The organism is Aeromonas bestiarum (assembly GCF_000819745.1).
Taxonomy (GTDB): domain Bacteria; phylum Pseudomonadota; class Gammaproteobacteria; order Enterobacterales; family Aeromonadaceae; genus Aeromonas; species Aeromonas bestiarum.
Window position 1 is genome coordinate 166,115 of record NZ_CDDA01000028.1, and the last position, 24,571, is coordinate 190,685.

General features: G+C 60.9%; 21 protein-coding genes and 2 pseudogenes. 11 read left to right on the forward strand and 12 right to left on the reverse strand.

The window, feature by feature from the left end; translation table 11 throughout:
- Positions 1–247: 247 nt before the first annotated feature.
- Both BN1118_RS14110 and BN1118_RS14115 read left to right on the forward strand, forming a co-directional pair.
- On the forward strand, positions 248–541 hold the full coding sequence (locus BN1118_RS14110) for a helix-turn-helix domain-containing protein (protein WP_039216115.1): 294 nt from the start codon (positions 248–250) through the stop codon (positions 539–541).
- Positions 525–1,841, forward strand: coding sequence for a HipA domain-containing protein (locus BN1118_RS14115; RefSeq protein WP_084214132.1), 1,317 nt, complete (start codon positions 525–527; stop codon positions 1,839–1,841). The genes BN1118_RS14110 and BN1118_RS14115 overlap by 17 nt, the downstream gene beginning before the upstream one ends.
- Before the next feature lie 87 nt (positions 1,842–1,928).
- Here the strand turns inward: BN1118_RS14115 and BN1118_RS14120 are convergent.
- Positions 1,929–2,099, reverse strand: a pseudogene (locus tag BN1118_RS14120) (nucleoside transporter C-terminal domain-containing protein); the annotation flags it as partial.
- A 337-nt stretch (positions 2,100–2,436) separates the two neighbouring features.
- On the opposite strand from BN1118_RS14120, the gene BN1118_RS14125 reads away from it, so the two are divergent.
- Positions 2,437–3,540, forward strand: a complete 1,104-nt coding sequence (locus tag BN1118_RS14125; RefSeq protein ID WP_043556726.1) for a YdcF family protein — start codon at positions 2,437–2,439, stop codon at positions 3,538–3,540.
- A 492-nt stretch (positions 3,541–4,032) separates the two neighbouring features.
- On the forward strand, positions 4,033–5,724 hold the full coding sequence (locus BN1118_RS14130) for an alpha/beta fold hydrolase (RefSeq protein ID WP_043556728.1): 1,692 nt from the start codon (positions 4,033–4,035) through the stop codon (positions 5,722–5,724).
- 73 nt (positions 5,725–5,797) lie between these two features.
- On the opposite strand, the gene BN1118_RS14135 is transcribed toward BN1118_RS14130, so the two are convergent.
- The 7 genes and pseudogenes from BN1118_RS14135 to cyoA form a co-directional block, all read right to left on the reverse strand.
- A complete protein-coding gene (locus BN1118_RS14135) occupies positions 5,798–7,159 on the reverse strand; it encodes an MFS transporter (protein WP_043556729.1) in 1,362 nt (453 codons plus the stop codon).
- A 166-nt stretch (positions 7,160–7,325) separates the two neighbouring features.
- Positions 7,326–7,427 (reverse strand): annotated as a pseudogene (locus tag BN1118_RS22510) (heme o synthase); the annotation flags it as partial.
- Between the two features lie 18 nt (positions 7,428–7,445).
- Positions 7,446–8,339: a heme o synthase gene (gene cyoE / locus BN1118_RS14140; protein ID WP_043134248.1), complete on the reverse strand. Its 894-nt coding sequence runs from the start codon at positions 8,337–8,339 to the stop codon at positions 7,446–7,448.
- Positions 8,340–8,349: 10 nt separating this feature from the next.
- Positions 8,350–8,679 carry a cytochrome o ubiquinol oxidase subunit IV gene (locus tag BN1118_RS14145; RefSeq protein WP_025327639.1) on the reverse strand — a complete coding sequence of 110 codons (330 nt, stop codon included), beginning with the start codon at positions 8,677–8,679 and terminating at the stop codon, positions 8,350–8,352.
- Positions 8,679–9,293 carry a cytochrome o ubiquinol oxidase subunit III gene (locus tag BN1118_RS14150; RefSeq protein ID WP_042871241.1) on the reverse strand — a complete coding sequence of 205 codons (615 nt, stop codon included), beginning with the start codon at positions 9,291–9,293 and terminating at the stop codon, positions 8,679–8,681. The genes BN1118_RS14145 and BN1118_RS14150 overlap by 1 nt, the downstream gene beginning before the upstream one ends.
- Before the next feature lie 4 nt (positions 9,294–9,297).
- Positions 9,298–11,274: a cytochrome o ubiquinol oxidase subunit I gene (gene cyoB / locus BN1118_RS14155; protein ID WP_043134253.1), complete on the reverse strand. Its 1,977-nt coding sequence runs from the start codon at positions 11,272–11,274 to the stop codon at positions 9,298–9,300.
- Between the two features lie 3 nt (positions 11,275–11,277).
- Positions 11,278–12,303: a cytochrome o ubiquinol oxidase subunit II gene (cyoA, locus tag BN1118_RS14160; protein ID WP_084214134.1), complete on the reverse strand. Its 1,026-nt coding sequence runs from the start codon at positions 12,301–12,303 to the stop codon at positions 11,278–11,280.
- A 611-nt stretch (positions 12,304–12,914) separates the two neighbouring features.
- Here cyoA and BN1118_RS14165 point away from each other — a divergent pair.
- Both BN1118_RS14165 and BN1118_RS14170 read left to right on the forward strand, forming a co-directional pair.
- On the forward strand, positions 12,915–14,840 hold the full coding sequence (locus tag BN1118_RS14165; protein WP_043556734.1) for an NAD(P)-binding protein: 1,926 nt from the start codon (positions 12,915–12,917) through the stop codon (positions 14,838–14,840).
- Complete coding sequence (locus tag BN1118_RS14170) at positions 14,837–16,036, forward strand: c-type cytochrome (RefSeq protein ID WP_043556735.1); 1,200 nt, start codon at positions 14,837–14,839, stop codon at positions 16,034–16,036. Before BN1118_RS14165 ends, BN1118_RS14170 begins: the two co-directional genes overlap by 4 nt.
- Positions 16,037–16,111: 75 nt before the next feature.
- Here BN1118_RS14170 and BN1118_RS14175 read toward each other — a convergent pair whose 3' ends face one another.
- Both BN1118_RS14175 and BN1118_RS14180 read right to left on the reverse strand, forming a co-directional pair.
- Entirely contained in the window at positions 16,112–16,447 is a 336-nt protein-coding gene (locus BN1118_RS14175; RefSeq protein WP_043556737.1) for a DUF3634 family protein, read from the reverse strand.
- Positions 16,448–16,591: 144 nt separating this feature from the next.
- On the reverse strand, positions 16,592–17,560 hold the full coding sequence (locus BN1118_RS14180; RefSeq protein ID WP_043556739.1) for a nucleoside hydrolase: 969 nt from the start codon (positions 17,558–17,560) through the stop codon (positions 16,592–16,594).
- A gap of 263 nt (positions 17,561–17,823) precedes the next feature.
- Here BN1118_RS14180 and BN1118_RS14185 point away from each other — a divergent pair, with 263 nt between their 5' ends.
- On the forward strand, positions 17,824–18,381 hold the full coding sequence (locus BN1118_RS14185) for a HutD family protein (RefSeq protein ID WP_043556741.1): 558 nt from the start codon (positions 17,824–17,826) through the stop codon (positions 18,379–18,381).
- Positions 18,382–18,413: 32 nt separating this feature from the next.
- Here BN1118_RS14185 and BN1118_RS14190 read toward each other — a convergent pair whose 3' ends face one another.
- Positions 18,414–18,617 carry a hypothetical protein gene (locus tag BN1118_RS14190; RefSeq protein ID WP_043556742.1) on the reverse strand — a complete coding sequence of 68 codons (204 nt, stop codon included), beginning with the start codon at positions 18,615–18,617 and terminating at the stop codon, positions 18,414–18,416.
- A gap of 212 nt (positions 18,618–18,829) precedes the next feature.
- Positions 18,830–19,270 carry an azurin gene (gene azu / locus BN1118_RS14195; RefSeq protein ID WP_042871224.1) on the reverse strand — a complete coding sequence of 147 codons (441 nt, stop codon included), beginning with the start codon at positions 19,268–19,270 and terminating at the stop codon, positions 18,830–18,832.
- A gap of 330 nt (positions 19,271–19,600) precedes the next feature.
- Between azu and BN1118_RS14200 the strand changes: the two genes are divergently transcribed.
- The 4 genes from BN1118_RS14200 to xthA all read left to right on the forward strand — a co-directional run bounded on the left by BN1118_RS14200 (position 19,601) and on the right by xthA (position 24,345).
- Complete coding sequence (locus BN1118_RS14200; RefSeq protein ID WP_043556744.1) at positions 19,601–20,653, forward strand: FAD:protein FMN transferase; 1,053 nt, start codon at positions 19,601–19,603, stop codon at positions 20,651–20,653.
- Positions 20,654–20,763: 110 nt separating this feature from the next.
- Entirely contained in the window at positions 20,764–22,410 is a 1,647-nt protein-coding gene (locus tag BN1118_RS14205; RefSeq protein WP_043556745.1) for a tetratricopeptide repeat-containing response regulator, read from the forward strand.
- Positions 22,411–22,470: 60 nt separating this feature from the next.
- A complete protein-coding gene (locus tag BN1118_RS14210) occupies positions 22,471–23,433 on the forward strand; it encodes an ion channel (RefSeq protein WP_043556747.1) in 963 nt (320 codons plus the stop codon).
- A gap of 105 nt (positions 23,434–23,538) precedes the next feature.
- Positions 23,539–24,345: an exodeoxyribonuclease III gene (gene xthA, locus BN1118_RS14215; RefSeq protein WP_042871215.1), complete on the forward strand. Its 807-nt coding sequence runs from the start codon at positions 23,539–23,541 to the stop codon at positions 24,343–24,345.
- Positions 24,346–24,571 lie beyond the last annotated feature (226 nt).

Genomic DNA, 24,571 nt, shown 5'->3' on the forward strand with positions numbered 1-24,571 from the left:
TCTACCCCCGCTCGATGAAGTGAACGTGAAGTGCAAGGCTGCTCTGCAAGCAACACCCTCCCGGCCCCTCAGTCATCCCCCAGACCATCCCTAACCACCTCTTCTATTCTAAAAAGTGAACCTCTCTACACTTTTCTCTCGCAAACAGCACCTAGACCATAAAAAGTGCACCATCGTACACTTTTGATTGCTGTTTGCTCTTACCATGAGTTAAGGTGTAACAACCTACACTTTTTCCGTGATCATGATGGCAGACACATCGTTGCAAACCGGCCCGAAAGAACTGGATCCCGCCTCGCTGGGGCTGGCGATACGCGATAGGCGCAAGGCCGCCAGGATGACGCAGGAGGTGACGGCCTCACTGTGCGGCATATCCAAAAAGACCCTGATCAAGATTGAGAAGGGTGGGGATGTCTACCTCTCTACCCTATTGCAGGTGATGAAGGCGCTGGGGCTGCGCTTGCAACTGGTGCAGGAAGTGGGTTCACAGGTAACGAGCGGCAACAGCCAACCAGAGGTCGGTGATGATGAGTGGTTCTGAGCACCATCGGCTTGAACTTCGGCTGGGTAGCCAACTGATCGGCCATCTCGAATATGACTCCAGCCGGGATGCGTTTCAGCTCGGCTATCTGCCAGAGTGGCAAGCGCATGGATTCCCGCTTTCACCACCGCTGGCGCTGGATGGCTCGGCCAGCAGCGCCCAGATCCGGGCATATCTCGGCAACTTGCTGCCAGAAAATCGCGGGCTGGAGCACCTGATTGAGGCGCTATCCGTTTCGCGCAGCAATCTCTTTGCCCTGATCCACGGCATTGGCCGCGATGTATCCGGAGCTGTCACCTTTACCCTGTCCGCAGAGTCCGACATTCCCACCCACTTTCGCCCCATCACCCCAGAGGAGTTGATGCTGCGACTCGATCAGCCCGAGATCTGGCCGCTGGAAGTCTGGGATGGTCGCCCCCGACTCTCGGTTGCGGGTGTGCAGGCCAAGCTCAACGTGCTGCGACTCGAGGGGGCGCTGGGGTTTGGCGAGGGCGAACTCTGTTCCACCCACCTCCTCAAGTTCGAGCATCACCCTCATCTGGTGATCAATGAATTTGTGACCATGCGGCTGACCGCGTTGCTGGGCATGCCGGTCGCACAGGTTGAACTGCACACATTTGGTCAAGATGAGAAGTCCCACCGAGGCTTGCTGGTGGAACGGTTTGATCGGCGTCTTGATGAAGATGGCTTGAGGGTTCGCCGTCGCCACATGATCGACGCCTGTCAGGGGCTGGGGTTCCCCGTCACGCGAAAATATGAACGCAACTTCGGTGACGGGCGGGATGTGGCCCATATTAGGGAAGGGGTGAGCCTGCCACGACTGTTCAGCCTCAGCGCCCTTTGTGTCAATCCGGCGCAAGCCAGATTGAACATGCTGCAATGGCTGCTCTTCAACCTCTGCGTCAACAACCATGATGCCCATGGCAAGAACTACAGCTTCTTCGTCTCGCGGGCAGGGCTGACGCCCACCCCTTGGTACGATCTGGTCAATGTGGGGCTTTACCCCGAGTTCAACCAGCATCTGGCCATGGCCATAGGCGACGAGTTTACCCCCGAGGCGGTCAACGCATGGCAGTTGCTGGAGATGGCCGAGGCATGTGACCTGCCCAAACGCCTGTTGCAGCAGACCCTGCACAAGTTGGCCAACGACATCCTCCTTCATCTGGATGCCGCCATCGCCATGGTTGAGACAGACAATCCCGCCGAGCTGGCTTATCTGGCACGCTACCGACATGACGTTGAGCGCCGCTGTCGCCATTTTCAGGAACAGGCTGCGCTGTTGCCCGATCTGCAGCTGTAACCTCCCACGAAAAAACCCCCTCTTGCCCAGCGGCAAGAGGGGGTCTTTTGTTTTTGCCGCCGACTAAGCAGCTATTGCATCAAGCTATCAGGCCAGCGAGACAAAGATCCCGGCCAGGGTGGCGCTCATCAGGTTGGCCAGGGTCGCCGCCAGCACAGCCTTGAAGCCCATATTGGCCACATCGTGACGGCGCTCCGGCGCCATGGTGCCGATGGAGCCGAGCTGCACCGCGATGGAGCCCAGATTGGCAAACCACAGGGGCGCCGATGGTACAGTGATCGCCGTCACAGAAAAAGCGGTAAAACGATTGGCTTAGGCAACTTTTTCACCCCGGACAGGGGCTCGCCCGAAAACGCGGCAGGATTGACCCGCAAGTGAGCACAAGCCCAATGAGCGCCAGCCAGCAGGGTCCAGCAGCTCGGCAGACGGCACAGGAGCGAGGCACAGACCCCATCCCCGGATAACCGAATCGGTTCACGTTTTTTTCATCTGAAAAGGAGTAGAGTAGGCAATCACCAAGTTTATGTTTTTATTGGAAAAGCCCCTACGGGTCATGCAATGGCATAACGCCCTTAACCCCAAGTGGAACGCCATGATGAAGAAAACCGCGATTGCCCTGACCCTGGCCAGCCTGTTGGCGCTGCCAGTGTTTGTCTCCACCAATGCCTGGGCTGCTCCGGTGCGCTCCCTGCAAAAGGAGCAAAACTACGACCAGTACATCAGCAAGCGTCAGGTGGTGGATCAGCTGCTGGCGGATGCCTGGCAGATCTTCAAGTCGCCGGCCCGCATCTCCACCGCCGGCTTCACCGCCAAGATGCCGAGCAACATGGAGCAGGTCACAGAGCTGCTGCTGCAGGCCTATCAGCTCGAACCCTATCGCACCGACCTGCTGATCTCGGCGGCCAACGCCCAGATCTACAACGGCAACGTGGACAAGGCCATAGGCCTGTTCGAGCAGGCGCTCAGCACGGCGCCGGACGACATAGACCTGCTCACCTACCTGGCCACCTGGCAGACCTTCAAGCAAAACCCCAGTGCCGCCCAGGCATACCAGAGCAAGCTGGCGACCCTCAATCCCGGCCGTGCTGCCGATCTGCAGCGCATCCTGGATACGGTGGCCCGCGTCAACGCCACCCCGCTTAAGGAACAGGGGGAGCGTTCACCCAAGCCGGGCAACCGGGCCATCGTCACCCTGGGCTATGCCCTCAACCCCGATGGCAGCATGCACGACATACTGCTGGGCCGACTGGAGACCACCCGCTCCCTGGCCCAGGCCAACCCGGCGGCGCTCATCATACTGACCGGCGGCGTGCCCCAGAACCGCCAGACCGAGGGCAAGCTGATGGCGGACTGGCTGGTGAAGAAGGGCATAGATCGCTCGCGCATCATAGAGGATAACTACGCCACCAGTACGGTGGAGAACGCCCTCTACAGCGGCTACGCCCTCGCCCGCCACCAGATCCAGTACGCCACCCTGGTGAGCTCCGCCAGCCATGTGCGCCGGGGCCAGACATTACTGGAGATCGCCTGCTGGCAGAGCGGCCCGGCCGGGATCCAGATAGACAGCGTCAGCTACCCGGACAAGTCGCTCTCGACACTGGCCAAGGTGAGCGACAGCGAGCTGCTCGGTATCTACCGCGATGCGCTGCGCACCTACGGCCTGTGGAGCTATCGCTCGGCCCCGCTGATCGAGCGCTGATCTGCGCCATCCCGCACTCGACAATAAAAATACCCACACGAGTGGGTATTTTTATCTGGCTGAGACTCGACGCTATGGTTGTGGATTTATTCTCTCTTATTTTCCTTTTACTACTGGCGGAAAATGTTCCAGCAATGTCGTGCGCCAGATGCGGCATGATAAAGCAGATGGGCAACGAGATATCATAAAAAACCAGCTCATATTCCATGCTTGAACTATCACCCTGCAATCAGGACGTCACATCCATAATAATTTACAACCCATTATTTTTAATTGATTTAATTAAAACCATCATACCCACCAACAAACCAGCTGAGCAATGTAAAAATAACAGCCGCCACCTCAACCGTTATTATCAATGTTGTAATTTAACTGTTTGCATGTATTTTTGATATAAATCACAGCAATATTTATACACAATTAATTGCTGCGTCTCATACCACTCCTTCGCTTACCATCCGCTTGTTCAGGCAATACGATGGAAACAAAAAAATGAAATACACGCTGATGATATCTTTGCTGGCGCCAGCCCTGCTGGCGGGCTGCGATCTGGAAAAAAAAGAGGAGGCTCCCTTCAAGGCGCGGCATATTACCGCCGCTTATGACACGGGCAACATCTGCCGCCAATTGCAACAGGGGTGGCAGGAGGATGGCGTCGCCGTGCCCGCCAGCCAGGTCAGTTGCCACTACCTGACGGTGCCGCTCGATTACGACAAGGAGTGGGTCCAGATCAAGCAGACCAAATGGGAGAAACGCCCTGCCCCCGCCCCGGCTGCCACTTTCCTCTCTGGCAACACAAGCCGCTTCTCGACCCCCTCCTGGTCAGGCAACCCCATCCGGGACGAGATCAAGCAGGAGACCCGCACGGTCAAGGGGGACACCATAGACCTCTTCTATGTGCACTATCGCGCCACCGGCGACTATCGCGGCACCCTCTTCTACAACCCGGGCGGCCCCACCTCGGCCACCCCGGACCTGGGTATCCTGCTCGACATGCTGCGCAGTGCCAACCCCACCATCCTGGCGCACTACGACATAGTCACCCTGGATCCCCGCGGGGCAGGTTACAGCGCGCTCGGGCACGAGCTTAGAAGCTGCCTGCTGACGGACAAGAGCGGCATCCGGCCGGACATGACCCCGGCGCAGCTCGCCCAGATCTTTGCCAGCCGTGACAAGGGCGCCCTGCTGGCGCTCGAGAGCGGTGACGATCAGGGCAAGGCCTTCGGCACTGCGCTGCGGGAGCGTTGCGACGAGCCGTTGAAGCTGCATGCGCCGTACCTGGGCTCGCGGGCCGTGGTCGAGGACATGGAGCGACTGCGCCAGCATCTGGGGCGCGACCGTATCACCCCCATCACCTTCTCCTACGGCACCCGCCTCGCCGCCCTCTATGCCGCCCGCTACCCGAGCCACGTGGCCAACCTGGTGGTCGACTCGCCGATGTCCCCTGCCGAGAGCCGCTACCCGGCCATCTTCCGCGGCGATGCCGAGAATGCCAATCGCATCCTTGCCTGGCGCTTCGGGGCCGAGGCACTGCAGCGCAGCATGGCGGTGACCCGCCAGGTGCGCGACAGCGGCCGCTATGTGGACAACATGGGCAATGTGCTCGACCGCGCCCACTGGGAAGCTGTGATGAGCGATGCCATCAGCGGCAGCCAGCACGATGATCAGCTCGCCTTCTGGCAGCAGGATGATGCCGGCCCCCTGCTGGCCCGCCTCGCCAAGGAGCAGGCCGACGAGACCCCCTACCAGGATCTGCTGGAAATGCCCTTCTTCAGCGCCATCCATTGCACCGACAACAGCGAGCCCTATGGCTGGCAGGCGCTGGATCCGGAAGATGCCGCCTTCCAGGGGGCCGGCGCCCTGCTGCTGGCCAAGAGCTTCAACACCTGCGCCGACTGGCCTTATCCGCGCCAGCCCATCGCGACTGCTGGCGCCGGCGAGATAAAGCTCCCGGATGATGCCAAGGCCCTGGTGCTCGGCGCCGAGTACGATCCCAATACCCCCTTCGCCGGTGCCCGCCAGATGCAGGCCGCCTTTGGCAGCGCCGCCCGTCTGGTGCGGGTGGAGCAGAGCAACCGGCATGGCCAGCTGCACTCCTCGCAGTGCGCCAGAGAGGCCCTCAGCACCCTGCTGCTGGGTGACGCCGCGAGCCTCCCCAGCGAGCAGCCCTGCCTGGCCGACTGAACCCGGCCCAACTGAGCACAGTCCAACAAAAAGCCCGCCGAATTGGCGGGCTTTTGCATGCTGGCAGACGCCGTCAGACGGCGACCAGCCGCTCCAGATCGCTGCGCGTGAGGCGCTTGCTGTCCACCTTCACATAGAGCGAATGCTCGGCCGGCGCCAGCAGCACATCGCTCACCCCGTCACAGGCGCGGATCTTCTGCTCCAGCGCCGGGCTCGCCTCGACCCCTTCTGGCAGCACTATGCGCAGGCTGCTCACATAGGGGGGCTCCTGCATGGTCAGGCTGACCCCCAGCCAGGCCAGGGCCAGCAGGGCGCAACTGCCAAACACCAGCACGCCGCCGCCCAGGCTGTAGAGCAAACCACCCAGGCTGCCGCCTATGGCCACCCCGATGAACTGGCTGGTGGAGTAGACCCCCATGGCGGTGCCCTTGTAACCCGGTGGCGACTCCTTGCTGATGAGCGACGGCAGCAGCGCCTCCATCACGTTGAAGCCGATGAAGAAGAGCTGCAACCCGGCAAGCAGGCCCCACAGCTGCAACCCGGCTTGCCACAGCACCACTTCGGCGATGAGCATCACCAGCACGCAAGCCTGGAATACCCGTTTCATCTGGCGGCGTTTTTCGGCATAGATGATGAAGGGCACCACGCTGACAAAGGCGACCAGCATGGTGACCAGATAGGCCTGCCACTGGCTGTCACGGGGCAGACCGGCCTGCTCCAGCAGCGGCGGCAGCGCCACGAAGCTCGACATCAGCAGGGTGTGCACGCAGAGGATGCCGAGGTTGAGTTTGAGCAGGCGCGGGTTGGTGAGCACGGTGCGCATCCCGCCCCTGACCATGCTGGACTCGCGATTGAGCAGGTGACCGGTCGGGGTCGGCACCAGCCAGAGGGTGATGGCTATGCCCCCCAGCGCCAGCAGGGCGATGAGCCAGAACAGACCGGACAGCCCCAGCGCGTGGGTGATGAGAGGGCCAGTCACCATGGCGATGGCGAAGGTGATGCCAAAGCTCACCCCGATGAAGGCCATCGCCTTGGTGCGGTTCTGCTCGCGGGTGAGATCCGAGAGCAACGCCATGACGGCCGCCGAGATGGCGCCGCTGCCCTGCAGGGCGCGACCGAGGATGACGCCCCAGATGGAGTGGGTCAGCGCCGCGATCACGCTGCCCAGCGCAAACATCAGCAGGCCGCCGACGATGAGCGGCTTTCTGCCGATGCGATCGGAGAGCAGGCCGAACGGGATCTGGAACAGCGCCTGGGTCATGCCATAGATGCCGATGGCAAGGCCGATCAGGGCTTCGGAGGCGCCCGCCAGCGACATGCCATAGGTGGTCAGCACCGGCAGCACCATAAACATGCCGAGCATGCGCAGGGAGAAGACGGAGCCGAGCGCCCAGGTCGCGCGGCGCTCGCCCCTCGTCATGGTGAAATCATTCATGATGGCCTCGATAGGTCAAAGAGAAGGGAGACGCAAGGGGTGGATGACACAAGGCGCGCCACACCCGAACAACGGGAAAAGTGCCCCGCAGGGCGGCCCCATAATAACAGAGCCGGGAAGGTTCCCGGCTCTGGATTTCATGCATTTAGGGGTGCAGTTCACACTATCAGGGCAGCATGCTCACCAGCACGGGAGTTGCGTCCGGCTGGAAGTCCACCGACATCATCACGCTCAGGCAGGTGAAGATGATGACGACGATGGAGAACATGCCGCGTCAGGGTCAGGGTCAGGGCAGCATGCTCACCAGCACAGGAGTTGCATCCGGCTGGAAGTCCACCGACATCATCACGCTCAGACAGGTAATGGTGACGATGGAGAACATGAACAGCTTGCGGGCCCAGAGGGAGTCATCGACCGCCTGCTTGTAACCCGACAGCGCCATACCCAGCCACCAGACGCTGACCGCGGTGGCGACGATCAGATACTTGTAACCGGCGTAACCGCCGAGGAACAGCATCAGGGTCGGCACCATGAAGGCCAGTATGTAGAGGGTGATGTGGTGTTTGGCCACGACAATCCCCTTCACCACCGGCAGCACGGGTATGTTGGCGGCCTGGTAATCCTTGAAGCGGAAGATGGCGATCGCATAGGAGTGCGGCATCTGCCACAGACTGAAGATCGCCAGCAGGATCAAGGCGCCCGAGTCGAACTGACCGCTCACGGCGCAGTAACCGATGACGGGTGGCGCGGCGCCGGAGAGGCTGCCGACCAGGGTGCCGTAGACGGAGTGACGCTTCATGTAGAGGCTGTAGACCCCCACATAGACCAGGAAGCCCAGCACTGCCAGCAAGGCGGCCAACGGATTGGCCGCAAAGTAGAGCAGTGCAATGCCCGCAACGCCCAGCGCGCTCGCATACCAGAGCGACACACCGGGGGCGATCAGCCCCTTCACCAGGGCGCGGTTCTTGGTGCGCTCCATGATGCAGTCGATGTCCCGGTCGATGTAGTTGTTGAACACACAACCGGAGGCCACCACCAGGGAGACACCCACCATGGTCAGGATGAACAGGGGCACGTCCAGGCTCCCCTTGGAGGCCAGCAGGAATCCCCCGATAACCGAGATGAGGTTACCGAAGATGATGCCCGGCTTGGTCACTTGCAGGTATTGCTTCATCATCACATCAAGCCGCTCAGTGAACCATCATGTTGATGTTGAGGTTGTACATGATCCACAGGGAACCCACGACCACGATGGCGATGATGAGCACGGTAAACACCAGTGCCACCAGGTTCCAGCGCTCCTCTGACGAGGTGTTCATGTGCAGGAAGTAGATCAGATGCACGAAGATCTGCACCACCGCCATGGCCACCACTGTGCCGAGCACCATGGCATGGGAGGCGGAGCCGTCCATCACCATCCAGAAGGGGATTGCGGTCAGGATGAGTGACAGCACGAAGCCGGTCATATAGGACTTGACGCTGCCGTGGCTCGCGCCGTGATTGTCAACGGAATGACTCATTACATGACCCCCATCAGATAGACCACGGTGAAGACGCAGATCCACACCACGTCCAGGAAGTGCCAGAACAGGCTCAGGCACATCAGGCGAGTACGGTTGCGCTCGGTCAGCCCCTTCTTGCTGATCAGCACCATCATCACGATGATCCAGACCAGGCCACTGGTCACGTGGATCCCGTGGGTACCGACCAGGGTGAAGAAGGCGGAGAGGAAACCACTGCGCTGCGGGCCGAAGCCCTCGGCGATCAGGTGGTGGAACTCGTAGATCTCCATGGCGATGAAGCCAGCGCCAAGCAGGAAGGTGACCAGCAGCCAGGTATTGACCGCGGAGACCTTGTTCTTGTTCATGGCCAGCATGCCGAAGCCGAAGGTGATGGAGCTCAGCAGCAGCAGCATGGTTTCGGCAAACACGAACGGCAGTTCGAAGATGTCCTTGCCGCTCGGGCCGCCGGCGGTGCCGTTGACCAGGACTGCATAGGTTGCGAACAGGGTCGCAAACAGGATGCAGTCACTCATCAGGTAGATCCAGAAACCGAACACCTTGGTGGCACCGGCATCATGGTGCCCATGATCGTCATGGGCGCCGTGAGTGTGATGTAGAACGTCAGTCGCCATGGAATTAAGCCACCTTGTTGATATTGTCGAAATGCTGACCTTCGATGCGCTCGATTTCGTCAACCTGCACGTAGTAATCCACGTCCTCATTGAAGCTGTGGACGATCCAGGTGGCTATCATGCCGACGAAGCCGGCGATGGCCATCCACCAGATGTGCCAGATCATGGCAAAGCCGAACACCACGCTGAAGGCGGCGATGATGACACCGGCACCCGAGTTTTTCGGCATGTGGATGGGAGCGTACTGGGCCGGCCGCAGGAAGGCAGAACCGTCTTGCTTGGCTTCCCAGAAGGCATCCAGACCTGTGATCTTCGGCTCGATGGCGAAGTTGTAGAAGGGCGGCGGTGAAGAGGTCGACCACTCCAGGGTACGGCCACCCCAGGGATCGCCAGTCAGATCACGGTTCTTCTCGCGGTCACGAATACTGACCACCACCTGGATAACCTGGCACAGGACGCCGATGGCGATCAGGCCGGCACCGCAGGCAGCGACTACCAGCCAGCCGTGGAACTCGGGATCTATGTTCTGGCTGACCCGACGGGTCATGCCCATGAAGCCCAGTACGTAGAGCGGCATGAAGGCCACGAAGAAACCTGTGATCCAGAACCAGAAGGCGCGCTTGCCCCAGACCTCATCCAGCTTGAAGCCGAACGCCTTCGGGAACCAGTAGGTGATACCGGCGAAGCAACCGAACACCACGCCGCCGATGATGACGTTGTGGAAGTGGGCGATCAGGAACAGGCTGTTGTGCAGCACGAAGTTGGCGGCCGGCACGGAGAGCAGTACCCCGGTCATGCCACCCACGGTGAAGGTGATGATGAAGCCGACGGTCCACAGCATGGGCGAGGTGAACTCGATGCGACCGCGGTACATGGTGAACAGCCAGTTGAAGATCTTCACCCCGGTCGGGATCGAGATGATCATGGTGGTGATGCCGAAGAAGGCATTCACGTTGGCGCCCGATCCCATGGTGAAGAAGTGGTGCAGCCAGACCACGAAGGAGAGCACGGTAATGGCAATGGTCGCCCACACCAGGGAGGTGTAGCCGAACAGCTTCTTCTTGCAGAAGGTCGCCACCACTTCGGAGAAGATCCCGAACACCGGCAGCACCAGGATATAGACCTCGGGGTGACCCCAGGCCCAGATCAGGTTGATGTACATCATCATGTTGCCACCCATGTCATTGGTAAAGAAATGGGTACCCAGGTAACGGTCTGCGGTGAGCAGGGCTATGGTGACGGTCAGGATCGGGAAGGAGGCGATGATCAGTATGTTGGCACACAGCGCGGTCCAGGTGAACACCGGCAGCCGCATCATGGTCATGCCGGGGGCACGCATCCGGATGATGGTGGCAAAGAAGTTCACGCCGGTCAGCAGGGTGCCCAATCCTGAGATCTGCAGGCTCCAGATCCAGTAATCGACCCCGACCCCGGGACTGAACTCCTTGCCCGACAAGGGCGGATAGGCCAGCCAGCCGGTCTGGGCAAATTCACCGACCCCGAGGGAGACGTTGATCAGCACCACGGCGGCGGCGGTAAACCAGAAGCTCAGGTTGTTGAGGAAGGGGAAGGCCACGTCACGGGCACCGATCTGCAGCGGCACCACTATGTTCATCAGGCCGATCACCAGCGGCATGGCCACGAAGAAGATCATGATGACGCCGTGGGCGGTGAAGATCTGGTCGTAGTGGTGGGGCGGCAATATGCCTTCGCCACCGGCCGAGGCCATCACCTGCTGGGTACGCATCATGACCGCATCGGCAAAGCCGCGCAGCAGCATGACCATGCCCAGGATGAGATACATGATACCGAGACGCTTGTGATCCACAGAGGTGAACCACTCTTGCCACAGATACTGCCACTTGCCGAAATAGGTGATCAGCCCGGCGATGGCCAGCCCGCCCAATAAGATAGCGGCTATCGTGACCATGATAATGGGTTCATGGTACGGGACAGCGTCGAGCGTTAATTTTCCAAACATCAATTATTCCTCGGATCCTGCTTTCACACTCTTGTCATCCATCGGCATGGCCATATGCCCGGCATGATCCATCTGTGCATCATGGGTCATCTCGTCATGGTCCATTGCTTGATGATCCAGGGTGTCGCCATGCTGCATGGCACCTTCGTGGGCCATGCCCTGGTGCTCACCCGGTTTCATGTCACCCATGAACTTGTTGATCACGTTGACGAACAGGGCCGGGTCGGCACTGGCGAAATACTCCACCGGATTGTTCTGGCTCTGCTTGGCCAGGGCCTCGAACTCGGCCATGGTGGCAAGCATCTTGGGTGACTGTTTTACCTTGGCGACCCAGGCATCGAAGTCGGCCTGATCCCGCGTGGCGATGGCCTGGAACTTCATGCCGGAGAAACCGGCGCCGCTGTAACTGCCGGAGATCCCCTTGTATTGGCCCGCCTCGTTGGCGATGAGATGCAACTTGGTCTGCATGCCCGCCATGGCGTAGATCTGACCGCCCAGCTGGGGAATGAAGAAGGAGTTCATCACAGTGTCGGAGGTCACCCGGAAATTGACCGGGGTATTGACCGGGAAGGCCAGTTCATTGACCGAGGCGATACCCAGTTCCGGATAGACAAACAACCACTTCCAGTCGAGGGAAATAACATCGACCTGGATCGGTTTGACGTCCGATTCCAGCGGTTTATAAGGATCCAGCGAGTGGGATGTTTTCCAGGTAATGACCGCCAGGATGGCGACAATAATGACGGGTACGGTCCAGACGACCGCTTCAATCTTGTTGGAGTGAGACCAATCCGGGGTGTATTTGGCATTGGTATTGGATGCTCTGTATTTACGAGAGAATACCACTGCCATAATAATCACAGGGATCACTACAATTAACATCAGCCCGATGGCCGTTAATATCAGTGATTTCTGTTCCAGACCAATCTGCCCTTTGGGGCTCATCAGAGCCATGTCGCAACCACTGAGCAAGCCGGTTGTCGCGAGCAACAGCAAGGCGCCCAAGCCCCTTTTTACATCAGGTCTCATGCCGTTTCCTCATCTTCGCAAGGCGTAAAGTTGTAATAAAAACGCATCATTCTATTGCATCGGGGGGGGATGTGAACAACATGAAAAATTAATCCCGAACTTGTGTGCGGTTTGGGATTTCCCTGTGAAGCATGTTAATGCCTTGACGGCAAGGTATTTATCAAATCCCACAAATCATGAATTCATCATTAACCGACTTTATTTCATCCAATAGTTGTTGATTGAATAGACAGATAGCTGCTTCACCCTATATTCGGCAGGGTTAAATCGCCCCGTTCGTTGCTATTTGTATAAAATATCGACGCTATTTTCGGCGCCGCCGCCGAACAGACAGATCATTGGGTGGAACTCAATCCGGACCATAATTAATCAAATTAAACTCTAATTAATTCCATGAATTTGATGGGGCCATAGTCCGCAAAGATGCATATTGCATGCATTTCCAGGGGCCGAATCCATCACAGGACTCATCATTTTGTTTAATAAGTTATTATCAAGGCCATGGACTCCATCCGGATATGGCGTTAGGTTGCGCCCCTTCGTTACCAAGCCAGTCACGAATTCAACCCTATCCCATTTCCCATTTGACTCTTCATACAACAGGGATTGCCATGAGTATCACACGCAGAGACTTTCTCAACGGCGTAGCCATAGCGATTGCGGCCGGTGTCGCCCCCATCAATCTGCTGCAAGCGGCGCAAGGCGGCAACGCGCTGGCCGACAAGACGCTGGCCTATCCGCCCGCCCTCACCGGCCTGCGCGGCAACCATCCGGGCTCCTTCGAGCCGGCCCACAGCATAGCCCGCGACGGCAAGCAGTATGACTTCGCCAATGTCCTCCTCGAGGATGAGTACGATTTGGTGATCGTCGGCGCCGGCATCAGCGGCCTGGCGGCCGCCTGCTTCTATCAGCAGTTGCTCGGCGCGGACAAAAAGATCCTGCTGCTCGACAACCACGACGATTTTGGCGGCCACGCCAAGCGCAACGAGTTCACCACCCCCGATGGGCTGAGGCTGGGCTACGGCGGCAGCGAATCCCTGCAATCGCCGCGCTCCGTCTACAGCCCCATTGCGCTCGGGCTGCTCAAGGCGCTCGAGGTCAACATCGACGAGCTGGCCAAGGGCTTCCAGCAGACCTTCTACCCGGATCTGGGGCTCAGCCGCGGCGTCTACTTCGACGAGCAGCACTTTGGCGTCAACAAGGTAGTGAGCGGCGATCCGGGCCACAACGTGGCCGACGACATCCCCCGCGATCGCTTGAACGGCCGACCGCTGGCACAGTTCATCGGTGACTTCCCGCTCGACGAGAGCGACCGTGCGGCCCTGCTGGCCCTGCACGAAGAGAAGATCGACTACCTGAGCGGCATGAGCCGGGAGGAGAAAGACCTCTGGATGACCCGCAACAGCTACACCAGCTTCCTGCGCGACAAGGTGGGGCTCAGCGAGCGGGCGATCACTTACTTCCAGCAGCGCACCAACGACTTCCAGGCGGTCGGCATAGACGCCACCGCCTGCGCCGATGCGCGCCTCTGTGCCCTGCCGGGCTTCGACGGGCTGGATCTCACTCCCCTCGATGCCGAGGAGCAGGCGGAGCTGGACGATCCTTACATCTTCCACTTCCCGGACGGCAACGCCGGCCTGACCCGCTTGATGGTGCGCAAGCTCATTCCGCAGGTGGCCCCCGGCCACACCATGCAGGACGTGGTGCTGGCCAAGTTTGACTACGGCAAGCTCGACCTGCCGGAGCACAAGGTGCAACTGCGCCTTGGCAGCACGGCGCTGCAGGCCAAAAACGTCCGCCTCGCCGATGGCAAATCGGCGGTGGATGTCACCTACATCAAGGAGGGGAAACTGCATAGGGTGCGGGCCAAGCAGTCAATCATGGCCGGTTACAACATGATGATCCCCTACATGGTGCCCGAGCTGCCGGAGCCCCAGAAGGAGGCGCTGCGCCAGAATGCCAAGGCGCCGCTGGTCTACACCAAGGTGGTGATCAAGAACTGGCACGCCTTCGTCAAACTCGGCGTGCACGAGGTCTATTCACCGGCGGCCCCCTACAGCCGGGTCAAGCTGGACTACCCGGTCAACCTCGGCGGCTACGAGCATCCCAAGAGCCCGGAGCAGCCCATGTGCCTGCACATGGTCTATGTGCCGACCCTGCCGGGCAGCGGTCTCTCGTCCCGCGAGCAGTCCCGCAAGGGGCGCGCCATGATCCTCGGCATGCCGTTCGAGCAGCACGAGCAGATGATCCGCGAGCAGCTGCAGGGGATGTTGGGCAGCGCCGGTTTCAACCACCAGCAGGATATCCTTGCCATCACGGTCAACCGCTGGTCCCACGGCTACTCCTACATCACCAACACCCTGTTCGATGACGAGGCGCAGTGCGAAAAATGGATTGAGCTGGGTCGTCAGCCCATAGGCAACATCACCATAGCCAACTCCGACTCGGACTGGAGCCCCTACGCCCACTCCGCCATCGATCAGGCCTGGCGTGCGGTCAACGAGCTGGTCGCCATGCAGAAGGGAGGTGCCCAATGAACCGCGCCCTGTCACTGACCGCCAGCGCCCTGCTGCTGGCCCTGCCCGCCCTGGCTGCACAGGCAACGCCTGCCATGTCGGCGGGGGAATACGTGGCCAAGCTGGGGGATTGCGCCGCCTGTCACACCAGCGAAACCAGCCAGCCGCTGGCTGGCGGCAAGGGCTTCCCGACCCCGATCGGCACAGTGTTTTCCACCAACATCACCCCCGACAAAACCCACGGTATCGGCAACTACAGCCTGCCGGAGTTCATCAAGGTGATGCGTGAAGGGGTGGCCCGGGATGGTCATCGGCTCTATCCGGCCATGCCCTACACCGCCTACGCCAAGATGAGCGACGCAGATCTCGGGGATCTCTACCAGCATCTGATGAAGGAGGTGCAGCCGCTGGCGGTGGCCAACAAGGAGAGCGACATCCCCTGGCCGCTCAACATGCGCTGGCCGCTGATGGGCTGGAACTGGGTCTATCACGATGACAGCCGCTTCACCCCGGTGGCGGGCAAGAGCGAGCAGTGGAATCGCGGCGCCTATCTGGTGCAGGGTGCCGGTCACTGCGGCAGTTGCCACACCCCGCGCGGACTCGGCATGCAGGAAAAAGCCCTGACCGAGGCAGACCCCCTCTATCTGAGCGGCGCCACCCTGGATGGCTGGTATGCCCCCGACATCCGCGGCACCCGCTACGACAAGCAGGCGCTGATCGATCTGCTGAAAACCGGTCGCAGCCAGCATCAGGCCGTCTCCGGCCCCATGGCGGAAGTGATCACTCACAGCAGCCAGTACTTCAGCGATGCGGATCTGGCCGGCATAGCCACCTATCTTATCGAGATCGGAGACCATACGCCGCCAGCCCAGGGCAACCGGGCCTACGCCAACGCGGGCGGCAAGGCGGACTATGCCATGTACTGCTCCACCTGCCACGGCGTCAACGGTCAGGGCAATGATGGAGTGATTCCATCTCTGGTGGGCAACCAGACAGTGCTGGCCGACGATCCGGCCAGCCTGCTCAACGTGCTGCTGTACGGCGCCGAGACCCCCATTACCCAGGGTCATATCGGCTACCGCATGCCGGGTTATGGCTGGACCTTCAACGACGAACAGGTGGCCGGGCTGGTCAACACATTGCGCGCATCCTGGGGCAATGAAGGGGTGGCCATCAAGCCGGCCACCGTCAAGGCCCAGCGCGCGCTGCACGAATAAGCCTGCGCCGCACCACCTCTGCCATAAAAAAACGGGCCTCCAGTGGAGGCCCGTTTGTTGTGTGCGAGCGCAGCGTCAACCCTTGCGCGGTTTTGAGCCCGGCAGGGGCGCCGCCGGCTGGCGGTAATCGGCATAGGGGAAGACATTGCGAAAACGCTGGGCCACCGGCTCGGGGATGGAGCGGGAGAAGACCAGCTTGACGCCGTCTCCGTCACGCTGACCCAGAATGCGGCCCCGCACCGTCTCGTGGCGCAGTATCTGCTTGGCATGCTCAATGAACGCGGGAGGCACCTTGCCCCGTTTGACCACCAGCTTGCCCGGCGCAAGCCGGATCTCGAACAGGGCGCCCCGTCCCAGCTTCATCAACCACCAGATCAGGGCAATCGCCACCAACAAGGATAACCAGGCCATCTATTTCCCTCCTAACGACTCGATATCCGCGCGCAGATCAGGCCATCTCAGGCCCTTCCGGTCGCGCCATGGCTGCCAGTATAGGCCGCCATGGCTCCCGATTGTTTGGCGGGGATCACAGCCACAGCGTCATTTGAGCGCCACTCAGCAATCCTTGCCCCAGGCCACCAGCGTCTCGCGATAGAGTGCCAGCAGCGCCTGATCCCGCACCGCCACCCCGACCTGCTGGGCACGATAGTCGGCCCAGCCATCGTGGGGATGGGACTTGCCATCGAATTTTTGCAGGGTATGGCCGATGGCCGGGCCCTCGTTGATGACCCGCACCGGTCCTTCCCGCAGGGTGAACAGGGTCGGATCTATCACGTAGGCAATGGCGGAGGGATCGTGCACGTGGCAGCCATCCAGACCGATACGCTCCGAGTAGAAGCGCAGGTAGAAGCGGCTCACATCCCACAGGAAGCGGCCCGGCTCACCCGCATCATCGCGCAGCGCATCCAGATAGGCGCTGCTGAAGAAGCTCTGCTGGGTCACATCCAGCCCTATGATCACCACGGGCCAGTCGGCGGTAAACACCCGGTCGGCGGCATCGGGATCGTCGTGGATATTGGCCTCGGCATAGGGGGTCACGTTGCCGCGATGGCCGTTGACGCCAAAGGCGCCCCCCATCACCACCACCTGCTTCACCAGGCTGGTGATCTCCGGCGCCTCCTGCAGTGCCAGCGCCAGGTTGGTGAGCGGTCCTATGGTGACCAGGGTGATCTCGCCAGGCGCGGCCTTCACCGCCTCGACGATATATTGCCAGGCGGGTCTGGGATCCGCCGTGATGGTCACCTCCCCCGCCTCCACGTCCCCCAGTCCGCTCGGGCCGTGCACGACCGTGGTCGGCCCCACCGGCTCGCGGCGCAGTGGGGCCACGGCTCCCTTGGCCACATCCGCCTTCATGCCATATTTCTGCTTGAGCCAGAGCGCGTTGCGGGTGCCGTTGTCTATGGTGGCATTGCCAAACACTGTGGTGATGGCGAGCAGTTCGATGGCGGGGTGCGCCTCGGCAAACAGTATTGCCATGGCGTCGTCGATACCGGGATCCGTATCCAGAATGATTTTGTGGGCCATGGGGCCTCCAGACAGCAAGAGAGTTGCCAGTGTAGCGACCTCCCGCCCGTTTAACAGCGCAGGGATCACAGCCTGAGGGTTTCACCCGACCCGGCCCCGTCGAGTGGCGGCATTTTGAGCAGGCCGGGTGGCAGACGGACCAATGCGCCTAAATCGTGGCCAACCGGACGACCGCGAAGCGCCGCCGCCTTGTGAGCCGGCCTGGGGGATGGTATCACTTGGCCTCATTGCCCCTTCTCTCACTCCACTGCCGAGGCGCCATAGTGATCACCCTGATAAAAGAGTCCGACCAGCTGAAGATGCCCTGGAAGAACAAGCAGGGCACCACAGCCCAGATCCTCATCGCCCCCAGCGGCGCCACCCTGGACAAGCTCGACTTTGACTACCGGCTGAGCTCGGCCCCCATCAAGGCCGCCGGTCCCTTCTCCAAATTTCCCGGCTATCAACGCATCCTGCTGCCCATCAGCGGCGCCGGCTTCGTGCTCAACGGCCACCCCTATGCCACCTTAGAGGCGGCCCACTTCAGCGGCGATGACGAGACACACTGCGAGCTGCTGAAAAAAGAGGTGACGGATCTGGGGCTCATCTACGATCCCGTGCGCATCGGCGCCAACGTGCGGGTGCTCAATCTGCCCTTCCCGCTTAGCCTCAGTCTGGATACAGACAAGACCTACCTCTGCCACCTGCTGAGCGGCCAGCTCGACGTTGAGGGCCAAGCCGTCGCGGTCAACGAGACGTTGGTGGTCACGGGGGAAGAGAGCATACGACTGGAGTGCCAGAAGAAGACGGCCATCGCCTTCTTTACCCTGCAAGCCCGCTAAGGAAGACACCCGTGCAGGCCCTGGTGTCGGGCTCAGCGTTTGGGGGCGCGGCCCCCGCTGTCGAGACAGGCCTGCATGCTGTCGTAGGGAACATAATGCTTGGTGCGGCTGTAGTAGGTGCCGCCCTGGGGGTGGCAGATACCGCTCCTGCTCTTCTTGACCGGGGGCTCTGCCGCCAGCGCCAGGGCGCACACCAGCAGCAGGCAACAGCTGACCACCCATTTGACTGCTCTCATCACCCACATCCATTCTGAGTCTGGGGCAACAGGCCCCGCTTGCGGCCTATTCTATCCCGTCCAGGACGCGGCCACTCCTCGCCAGATCACGAAATGAACCATTCATTCAATCGCTTGGCTCGTCAGCACAGCGCGATAGACACCAGGTATCCGCACCATAAAAAAAGCCGGGGCAGCCCGGCTTTTTTCTTCATGACAACCCGACAAGCGGCTTAACCGATCTTGAAGGTGCCCTTCATCATGGCGAAGTGGCCGGGGAAGGAGCAGAAGAAGGTGAGGTCTTTGCCGGCCAGGCCGTCGGTCTTGAAGGTGACGCTGGTGCTCTCGCCACCGCCCACCAGCTTGGTGTGGGCCAGCACGCGCGGATCATCCTTGGGCAGGTAGTTGTTGTCGGCACCGGCACTCATGCCTGCGGTGGCCACGGCCTGATAGTCAGCGGTATTCGCCAGCGCCCAGTTGTGGCCCATGGCGGTCACCGGCATCTTGCCGGTGTGATTGAGGGTCACAGTCACCTCTTTGCAGGTGGCAGGTACGCTCATCTCCTTGAGGTTGTACTGCATGGCATCATTGCCTTCGATGACCAACGCGCACTCATCGGCCAGAGCCGGGGCAGCCAGGGTACTCAGAAACAGCAGGGTAATCGCCTTTTTCATCATCCTCTCCTTTGATTGGCAATAGATGGCAACACGATTGCCTGCAGGCGAGCGCCCGGACTGGCAAAGATGCTGTCAAAATCGACCTTATTCTACTCAAATGTTGTCAATCGGCTATGGCTTTAGCGCAAAGCTGCGGGTCAGGTCACCAGATTGACCTTATTCACAACAGACGCTGAACCTGAATGGATACGCATCAACCCCTCTCCCGGCCCACCCCTGTTTAATTTTCTCCCGTCATTTTCCACACGGCCACTCGCCAGCCGCCAGCCGCTTGGCTAAGCTGGCGGCCCATGGCACCAGGCCCTGTTCAAGATAGAGATATTGCTTATGTCGTTTCCCCCGGTATTGGCCCTGCGCGGCCTCCTGCTGACCCTGATACTGGCGCTGACCGCCTGCCAGCCTGCACCGACCCAGACCCGCATTCAGGGCAAGACAATGGGTACCTATTATGTGGTGACTGTGAGCGATCCCTTCCCGGGGGGCGAGCCTGCGCTGCAACAGGAGGTCGACTCCCTGCTGGCGCGCATGAACCACGAGATCTCCACCTACGATCCGAATTCCCTCATCTCCCGCTTCAATCAGAGCACGGGCAAGCAGCCCACTGTCATTCCGGCGGCCATGGCCAGGATAGTGCAGCAGGGTATCGACGCCGGTCATCTCACCCAGGGCAAGCTGGACGTGACTGTGGGGCCGCTGGTCAACCTGTGGGGATTCGGCCCGGACAAGCGCCCGCTCAAGCGGCCAGATGCCGGGCAAATTGCCGCAGCCCGCCTCAAGGTAGGCATAGACAAGCTGAGCCTGACGCCGGAGGGGAATCACTTCCTGCTCGGCAAGACAATCCCGACGCTCTACCTCGATCTCTCCACCCTGGGCGAGGGGGCCGCCTCGGACGAGATAGCCGCCCTGCTCGAGAGCAAGGGGGTACACAACTACCTGATCGAAGTGGCCGGTGCCGTGCGCAGCAAGGGCCACAACGGCAAGGGCAAGGGCAAGGGCAACCCCTGGCGGGTGGCCATAGTCGAGCCGTCCGATCAACCGGGGGCCTTCTCCGATGTGGTAAGCCCGAACGGCATGGCCCTCAGCACAGCCGGCAGCTATCGCAACTATTACGAGCTCGATGGCCAGCGCTACTCCCACATCATAGATCCCGCCACGGGCGCGCCTGTGACCCACAAACTGGTCTCCGCCAGCGTGATCACCCCGACCGCACTGGAAGCCGACGCCCTCGACACGGCGCTCATGGTGATGGGGCCCGAGCAGGCCATGGCCTTCGCCAGGGAGCACCAACTGGCCGTCTACCTCATCATCAAGACGGAGCAGGGCTTTCGGGCCGACTACAGCCCGCAATTTGCCCCCTATCTGGTGCAGAAAAAGCCATGAATAACGGGGCTTTGCCGAAAAACAGGGCACCCACCCCATGTTCAATTGCCTGTCTGCGCGCTTTGGTGGCACACTTCTGTTATCCGCCCGTAGCGCCCTGACCCAGACAGATGCAGACACCGGAACCCGAGCCAGAAAAAAAAGCCCCGCCCAAGCCCAAGCGCATTCTGCTGGTCAACGAACAGCGATCCTTTCAGGTGATGATGAAGGCGATGCTGATCAACATCGGCATCAGTCGCATCACCTATGTCAATTCGGCCGAGGAGGCCAGACGTCGCTGTCAGAAAGAGACCTTTGACATCTACCTGCTCGATTACGAACTGGGGGTCGGCGAGAACGGCCGCCAGTTGCTGGAGAGCCTGCGGGATCAGAAGCTCATCCCCCCCCAGAGCGTGGTGATCATGGTGAGTGGCGACAGCTCCCGTGCCATGGTGTTGAGCGCGCTGGAGGCCGAGCCCGACGAATACCTGATGAAGCCCTTCTCCCAGGAGCAGTTCTCGTTTCGCCTCAAACGCGCCCTCGCCCGCCGCCTGGCGCTGGAGAGCGTGTTCAGCGCCCTCGCCCAGGACGATCTGCCCACCCTGCTGGCCGCCTGTGCCGAACGGGCCGATGCGGTGCCGCGCTTTGCCAACTTCTGCCGCTGCCTGCAGGCCGATACCCAGCTCAAGCTGGGGCAGGCCAAGGAAGCGCGCAGCCTGATGCGCCAGCTGCTGGCCGGCCAGGAGAACAGCTGGGCCCGGCTGACCCTGGGCAAGGCGTGCCATACGCTCGGACTTAATGAGGAGGCGGTGAGCCACCTGCAGGCGACCCTCAAGAACACCCCGCTGATGGTGGAGGCCCACCTCTGGCTGGCGGAATCCCAGCTGGCGCTCGGCAATGACGAACAGGCCCAGCAGGAGCTCAGACGGGCGGTGGACATCTCCCCCCAGTCGGTGCAGCTCTCCCGCCGGCTGGCGGAGGTGTGCCTGCTGCGCCACGACTACGCCCAGGCCAAGGACGTGCTGCTGTCGCTCATCGACTTGTCGCGCAACTCCATCCATCGCACCCCCCACTATCTGGGGGCCTATATCCAGGCGCTGACCCTGTACGCCCTCAACAGCAACGACATCTACCACATCGCCAACCTGCAAAAGCAGGTGAACTCGGCGCTGTCGCGCATTCGCGATTCGCTGATGATGTCGGAGTTCAACTACCCGGTGTTCGAGCAGATCTGCCAGGCCCGGGTGCAAATCGCCCTGGGCGAGCTGCTCAAGGGCAAAAAGATGCTCTATCGCGCCAACCAGAACTGGCTCGATCAGCCGGGCACCATGCCCCCCAGCCTGCTGGGCGAGACCATACTCGCCCTCTACCAGCTCGGCGAATTCGAATATGCCGAGACGCTGCAGGCGCTGCTGGCGGAGGATGAAGACAGGCTGCTCACCACCTGCATCCAGGCCACCCGCGACGACAAGACGGTGCTCGAGCGCCGCCAGCGTTACCAGCAGCTCAACGAACTGGGTATCAAGGCCTACCAGAGCGGTGAACTGGAGCAGGCCCTCGGCCACTTTCGCGAGGCGCTGCGCCGGGCCCCCGCCAATACAGGTGCCGCCCTCAACAAGATCCAGGTGCTGCTGCAACTGATGCAGAAGAACCGCAAGAGCCCGGAGTTTGGCGCCGAGTGCAAGGAGACCCTGGAGGTGCTGGACGGCATCCCCCTGAACCCGGCACAGCAGGATCGTTTTCGCAAACTGCGTCAGGAGTTTACCCAGCTCAGTTGACCCCGGCCAAGGCCCGCTCGCCTATGCTGATACAGACTCGGCGAGGGGAGGAAACAGACGATGGCCATGTGTCGATATCTGGTGGCGGACGGGCGCCACTGCAGCGAGGAGGCGGAGGAGCACGAACTGTGCCGCTGGCACTATCCCCACGCCGATCATCAGAGTCCCCATACCGCTCGCGAGCTGGAGCACTACATCCAGCAAGGGGGTCTGTGCCACGGCCTGCAACTGGCCCGCGCCAACCTGGCCGGCCTCAACCTGGTGAAGAAGGGGGCCCCGCAGGGCTTCTTGCTGGAACAGTGCAACTTCTATCGCGCCAACCTGCAGGGAGCTCACCTCTACGGCATCCGCATCAAGGGCGGCAGCCTGATGAAAGCGGATCTCAGCGAAGCCAACCTGCACTGCGCCGAGCTCGACGACGTCAACCTGCTCGGCATTCGCTGGCACAACACCCGCCTCGACAACCTCAACACCGGCAAACGGCTGATGCAGGAGCGGCGCGGCCGCAAGGAGCGCGATCCCGTGCAGGCCCGCATCTGGCTGAAAGAGGCCGAGGAGACCTACCGGGATCTGCGCAAGGCCTCGGAGGCCCAGGGCATCTTCACCATGTCCGGCCGCTACATACAGCAGGAGCTCACCATGCGCCGGCTGCAGTTGCCGCTCTGGTCGACCCAGCGTTTCACCTCCTGGATCGTCGATCTCTTCTGCGGCTATGGCGAGGCGCCCATGCGGGTGGTGCTCTTCTCCCTGCTGCTCATCTTCATCTGCAGCATCTTCTACTTCTTCTTTGGCCTGAGCTTCAACGGCAACCACCTCATCTACCGGCCAGGCGCCCCCCTGGAGCAGAACGCCATCTTCCTGCTCGAGTGCCTCTATTACAGCGTGGTGACCTTCACCACCCTGGGTTACGGGGACTTCACCCCCATAGGCCTGTCACGGCTCTTCGCCGCCTTCGAGGCCTTCACCGGCAGCTTCACGCTGGCGCTGTTTGTGGTGGTGTTCGTCAAGAAGATGACCCGCTGACGGGGGTTGGCCCGCCCCCGCGGCGCCAACCCCTCCCTGAACTTGCATCCAGGGCGGATTCCTAGTCCAATAGCGACTTATAAAAATGACATGAGCATCCCGGACATGAAGATCATCTCTTTCAATATCAATGGCCTGCGCGCCCGTCTTCATCAGCTGCAAGCCATCATCGACAAACACCAGCCGGATGTGATCGGCCTGCAGGAGATCAAGGTGCACGACGAGGCCTTCCCGCTGGCGGATGTGGAGGCCATGGGGTATCACGTGGAGTTCCACGGCCAGAAGGCCCACTACGGGGTGGCCATCATGAGCAAGCAGAAACCGGTCGAGGTGCAAAAAGGCTTCCCCACGGATCCGGAAGATGCCCAGCGCCGCATGATCATGGCCACCTTCAAGCGCGAAGATGGCTCCCTCATCAAGGTGATGAACGGCTACTTCCCCCAGGGCGAGAGCCAGGACCACGAGACCAAGTTCCCGGCCAAGCAGAAGTTCTACGAGGATCTGCAGCACTATCTGGAGACCCACCACACCCCGGACGATCAGCTGGTACTGATCGGGGATGTGAACATCTCCCCCACCGATCTCGACATCGGCATCGGCGAGGCGAACCGCAAGCGCTGGCTGCGGGATGGCAAGTGCTCCTTCCTGCCCATAGAGCGGGAATGGATGGAACGGCTGAAAGGGTTCGGCCTGACCGACACCTTCCGCGCCGCCAACCCCACCGAGTGCGAGCGTTTCTCCTGGTTTGACTACCGCTCAAAGGGCTTTGACGAGAATCGCGGCCTGCGCATCGACCTCATCATGGCCTCCAACGCCCTCAAGGACGCTGTGACCGAGACCGGCATCGACTACGAGCTGCGCGGCATCGAGAAACCCTCGGACCACGCCCCCATCTGGGCCTGCTTCGCCTGATGACGACACACAGTGGGGACGTTTGACGCCCCCACTGTGACCCGGCCCCCACTTCCCCGTCCTTTTCCTTCTTATAATGCCCACCAGACCACCCGTGCCGCGCGCAACGCTTATAGTGAGTGCGTCCGGCGCCGGGACACAAGTTGTCGCTGGCTCGCCTCTCTGCCGCCATTGGCACTGATAACTTCCATCCCCGAGCAGCTTGGGTTCAATATTCGTGCTCTAT

Bases quoted from the DNA above. Each gene is read 5' to 3' on its own strand.
- BN1118_RS14110 (WP_039216115.1), top strand. From the start codon at position 248: ATGGCAGACACATCGTTGCAAACCGGCCCGAAAGAACTGGATCCCGCC.
- BN1118_RS14115 (WP_084214132.1), top strand. From the start codon at position 525: ATGATGAGTGGTTCTGAGCACCATCGGCTTGAACTTCGGCTGGGTAGC.
- BN1118_RS14125 (WP_043556726.1), top strand. From the start codon at position 2,437: ATGAAGAAAACCGCGATTGCCCTGACCCTGGCCAGCCTGTTGGCGCTG.
- BN1118_RS14130 (WP_043556728.1), top strand. From the start codon at position 4,033: ATGAAATACACGCTGATGATATCTTTGCTGGCGCCAGCCCTGCTGGCG.
- BN1118_RS14135 (WP_043556729.1), bottom strand. From the start codon at position 7,159: ATGAATGATTTCACCATGACGAGGGGCGAGCGCCGCGCGACCTGGGCG.
- BN1118_RS14145 (WP_025327639.1), bottom strand. From the start codon at position 8,679: ATGAGTCATTCCGTTGACAATCACGGCGCGAGCCACGGCAGCGTCAAG.
- BN1118_RS14150 (WP_042871241.1), bottom strand. From the start codon at position 9,293: ATGGCGACTGACGTTCTACATCACACTCACGGCGCCCATGACGATCAT.
- cyoB (WP_043134253.1), bottom strand. From the start codon at position 11,274: ATGTTTGGAAAATTAACGCTCGACGCTGTCCCGTACCATGAACCCATT.
- cyoA (WP_084214134.1), bottom strand. From the start codon at position 12,303: ATGAGACCTGATGTAAAAAGGGGCTTGGGCGCCTTGCTGTTGCTCGCG.
- BN1118_RS14165 (WP_043556734.1), top strand. From the start codon at position 12,915: ATGAGTATCACACGCAGAGACTTTCTCAACGGCGTAGCCATAGCGATT.
- BN1118_RS14170 (WP_043556735.1), top strand. From the start codon at position 14,837: ATGAACCGCGCCCTGTCACTGACCGCCAGCGCCCTGCTGCTGGCCCTG.
- BN1118_RS14175 (WP_043556737.1), bottom strand. From the start codon at position 16,447: ATGGCCTGGTTATCCTTGTTGGTGGCGATTGCCCTGATCTGGTGGTTG.
- BN1118_RS14180 (WP_043556739.1), bottom strand. From the start codon at position 17,560: ATGGCCCACAAAATCATTCTGGATACGGATCCCGGTATCGACGACGCC.
- BN1118_RS14190 (WP_043556742.1), bottom strand. From the start codon at position 18,617: ATGAGAGCAGTCAAATGGGTGGTCAGCTGTTGCCTGCTGCTGGTGTGC.
- azu (WP_042871224.1), bottom strand. From the start codon at position 19,270: ATGAAAAAGGCGATTACCCTGCTGTTTCTGAGTACCCTGGCTGCCCCG.
- BN1118_RS14200 (WP_043556744.1), top strand. From the start codon at position 19,601: ATGTCGTTTCCCCCGGTATTGGCCCTGCGCGGCCTCCTGCTGACCCTG.
- BN1118_RS14205 (WP_043556745.1), top strand. From the start codon at position 20,764: ATGCAGACACCGGAACCCGAGCCAGAAAAAAAAGCCCCGCCCAAGCCC.
- BN1118_RS14210 (WP_043556747.1), top strand. From the start codon at position 22,471: ATGGCCATGTGTCGATATCTGGTGGCGGACGGGCGCCACTGCAGCGAG.
- xthA (WP_042871215.1), top strand. From the start codon at position 23,539: ATGAAGATCATCTCTTTCAATATCAATGGCCTGCGCGCCCGTCTTCAT.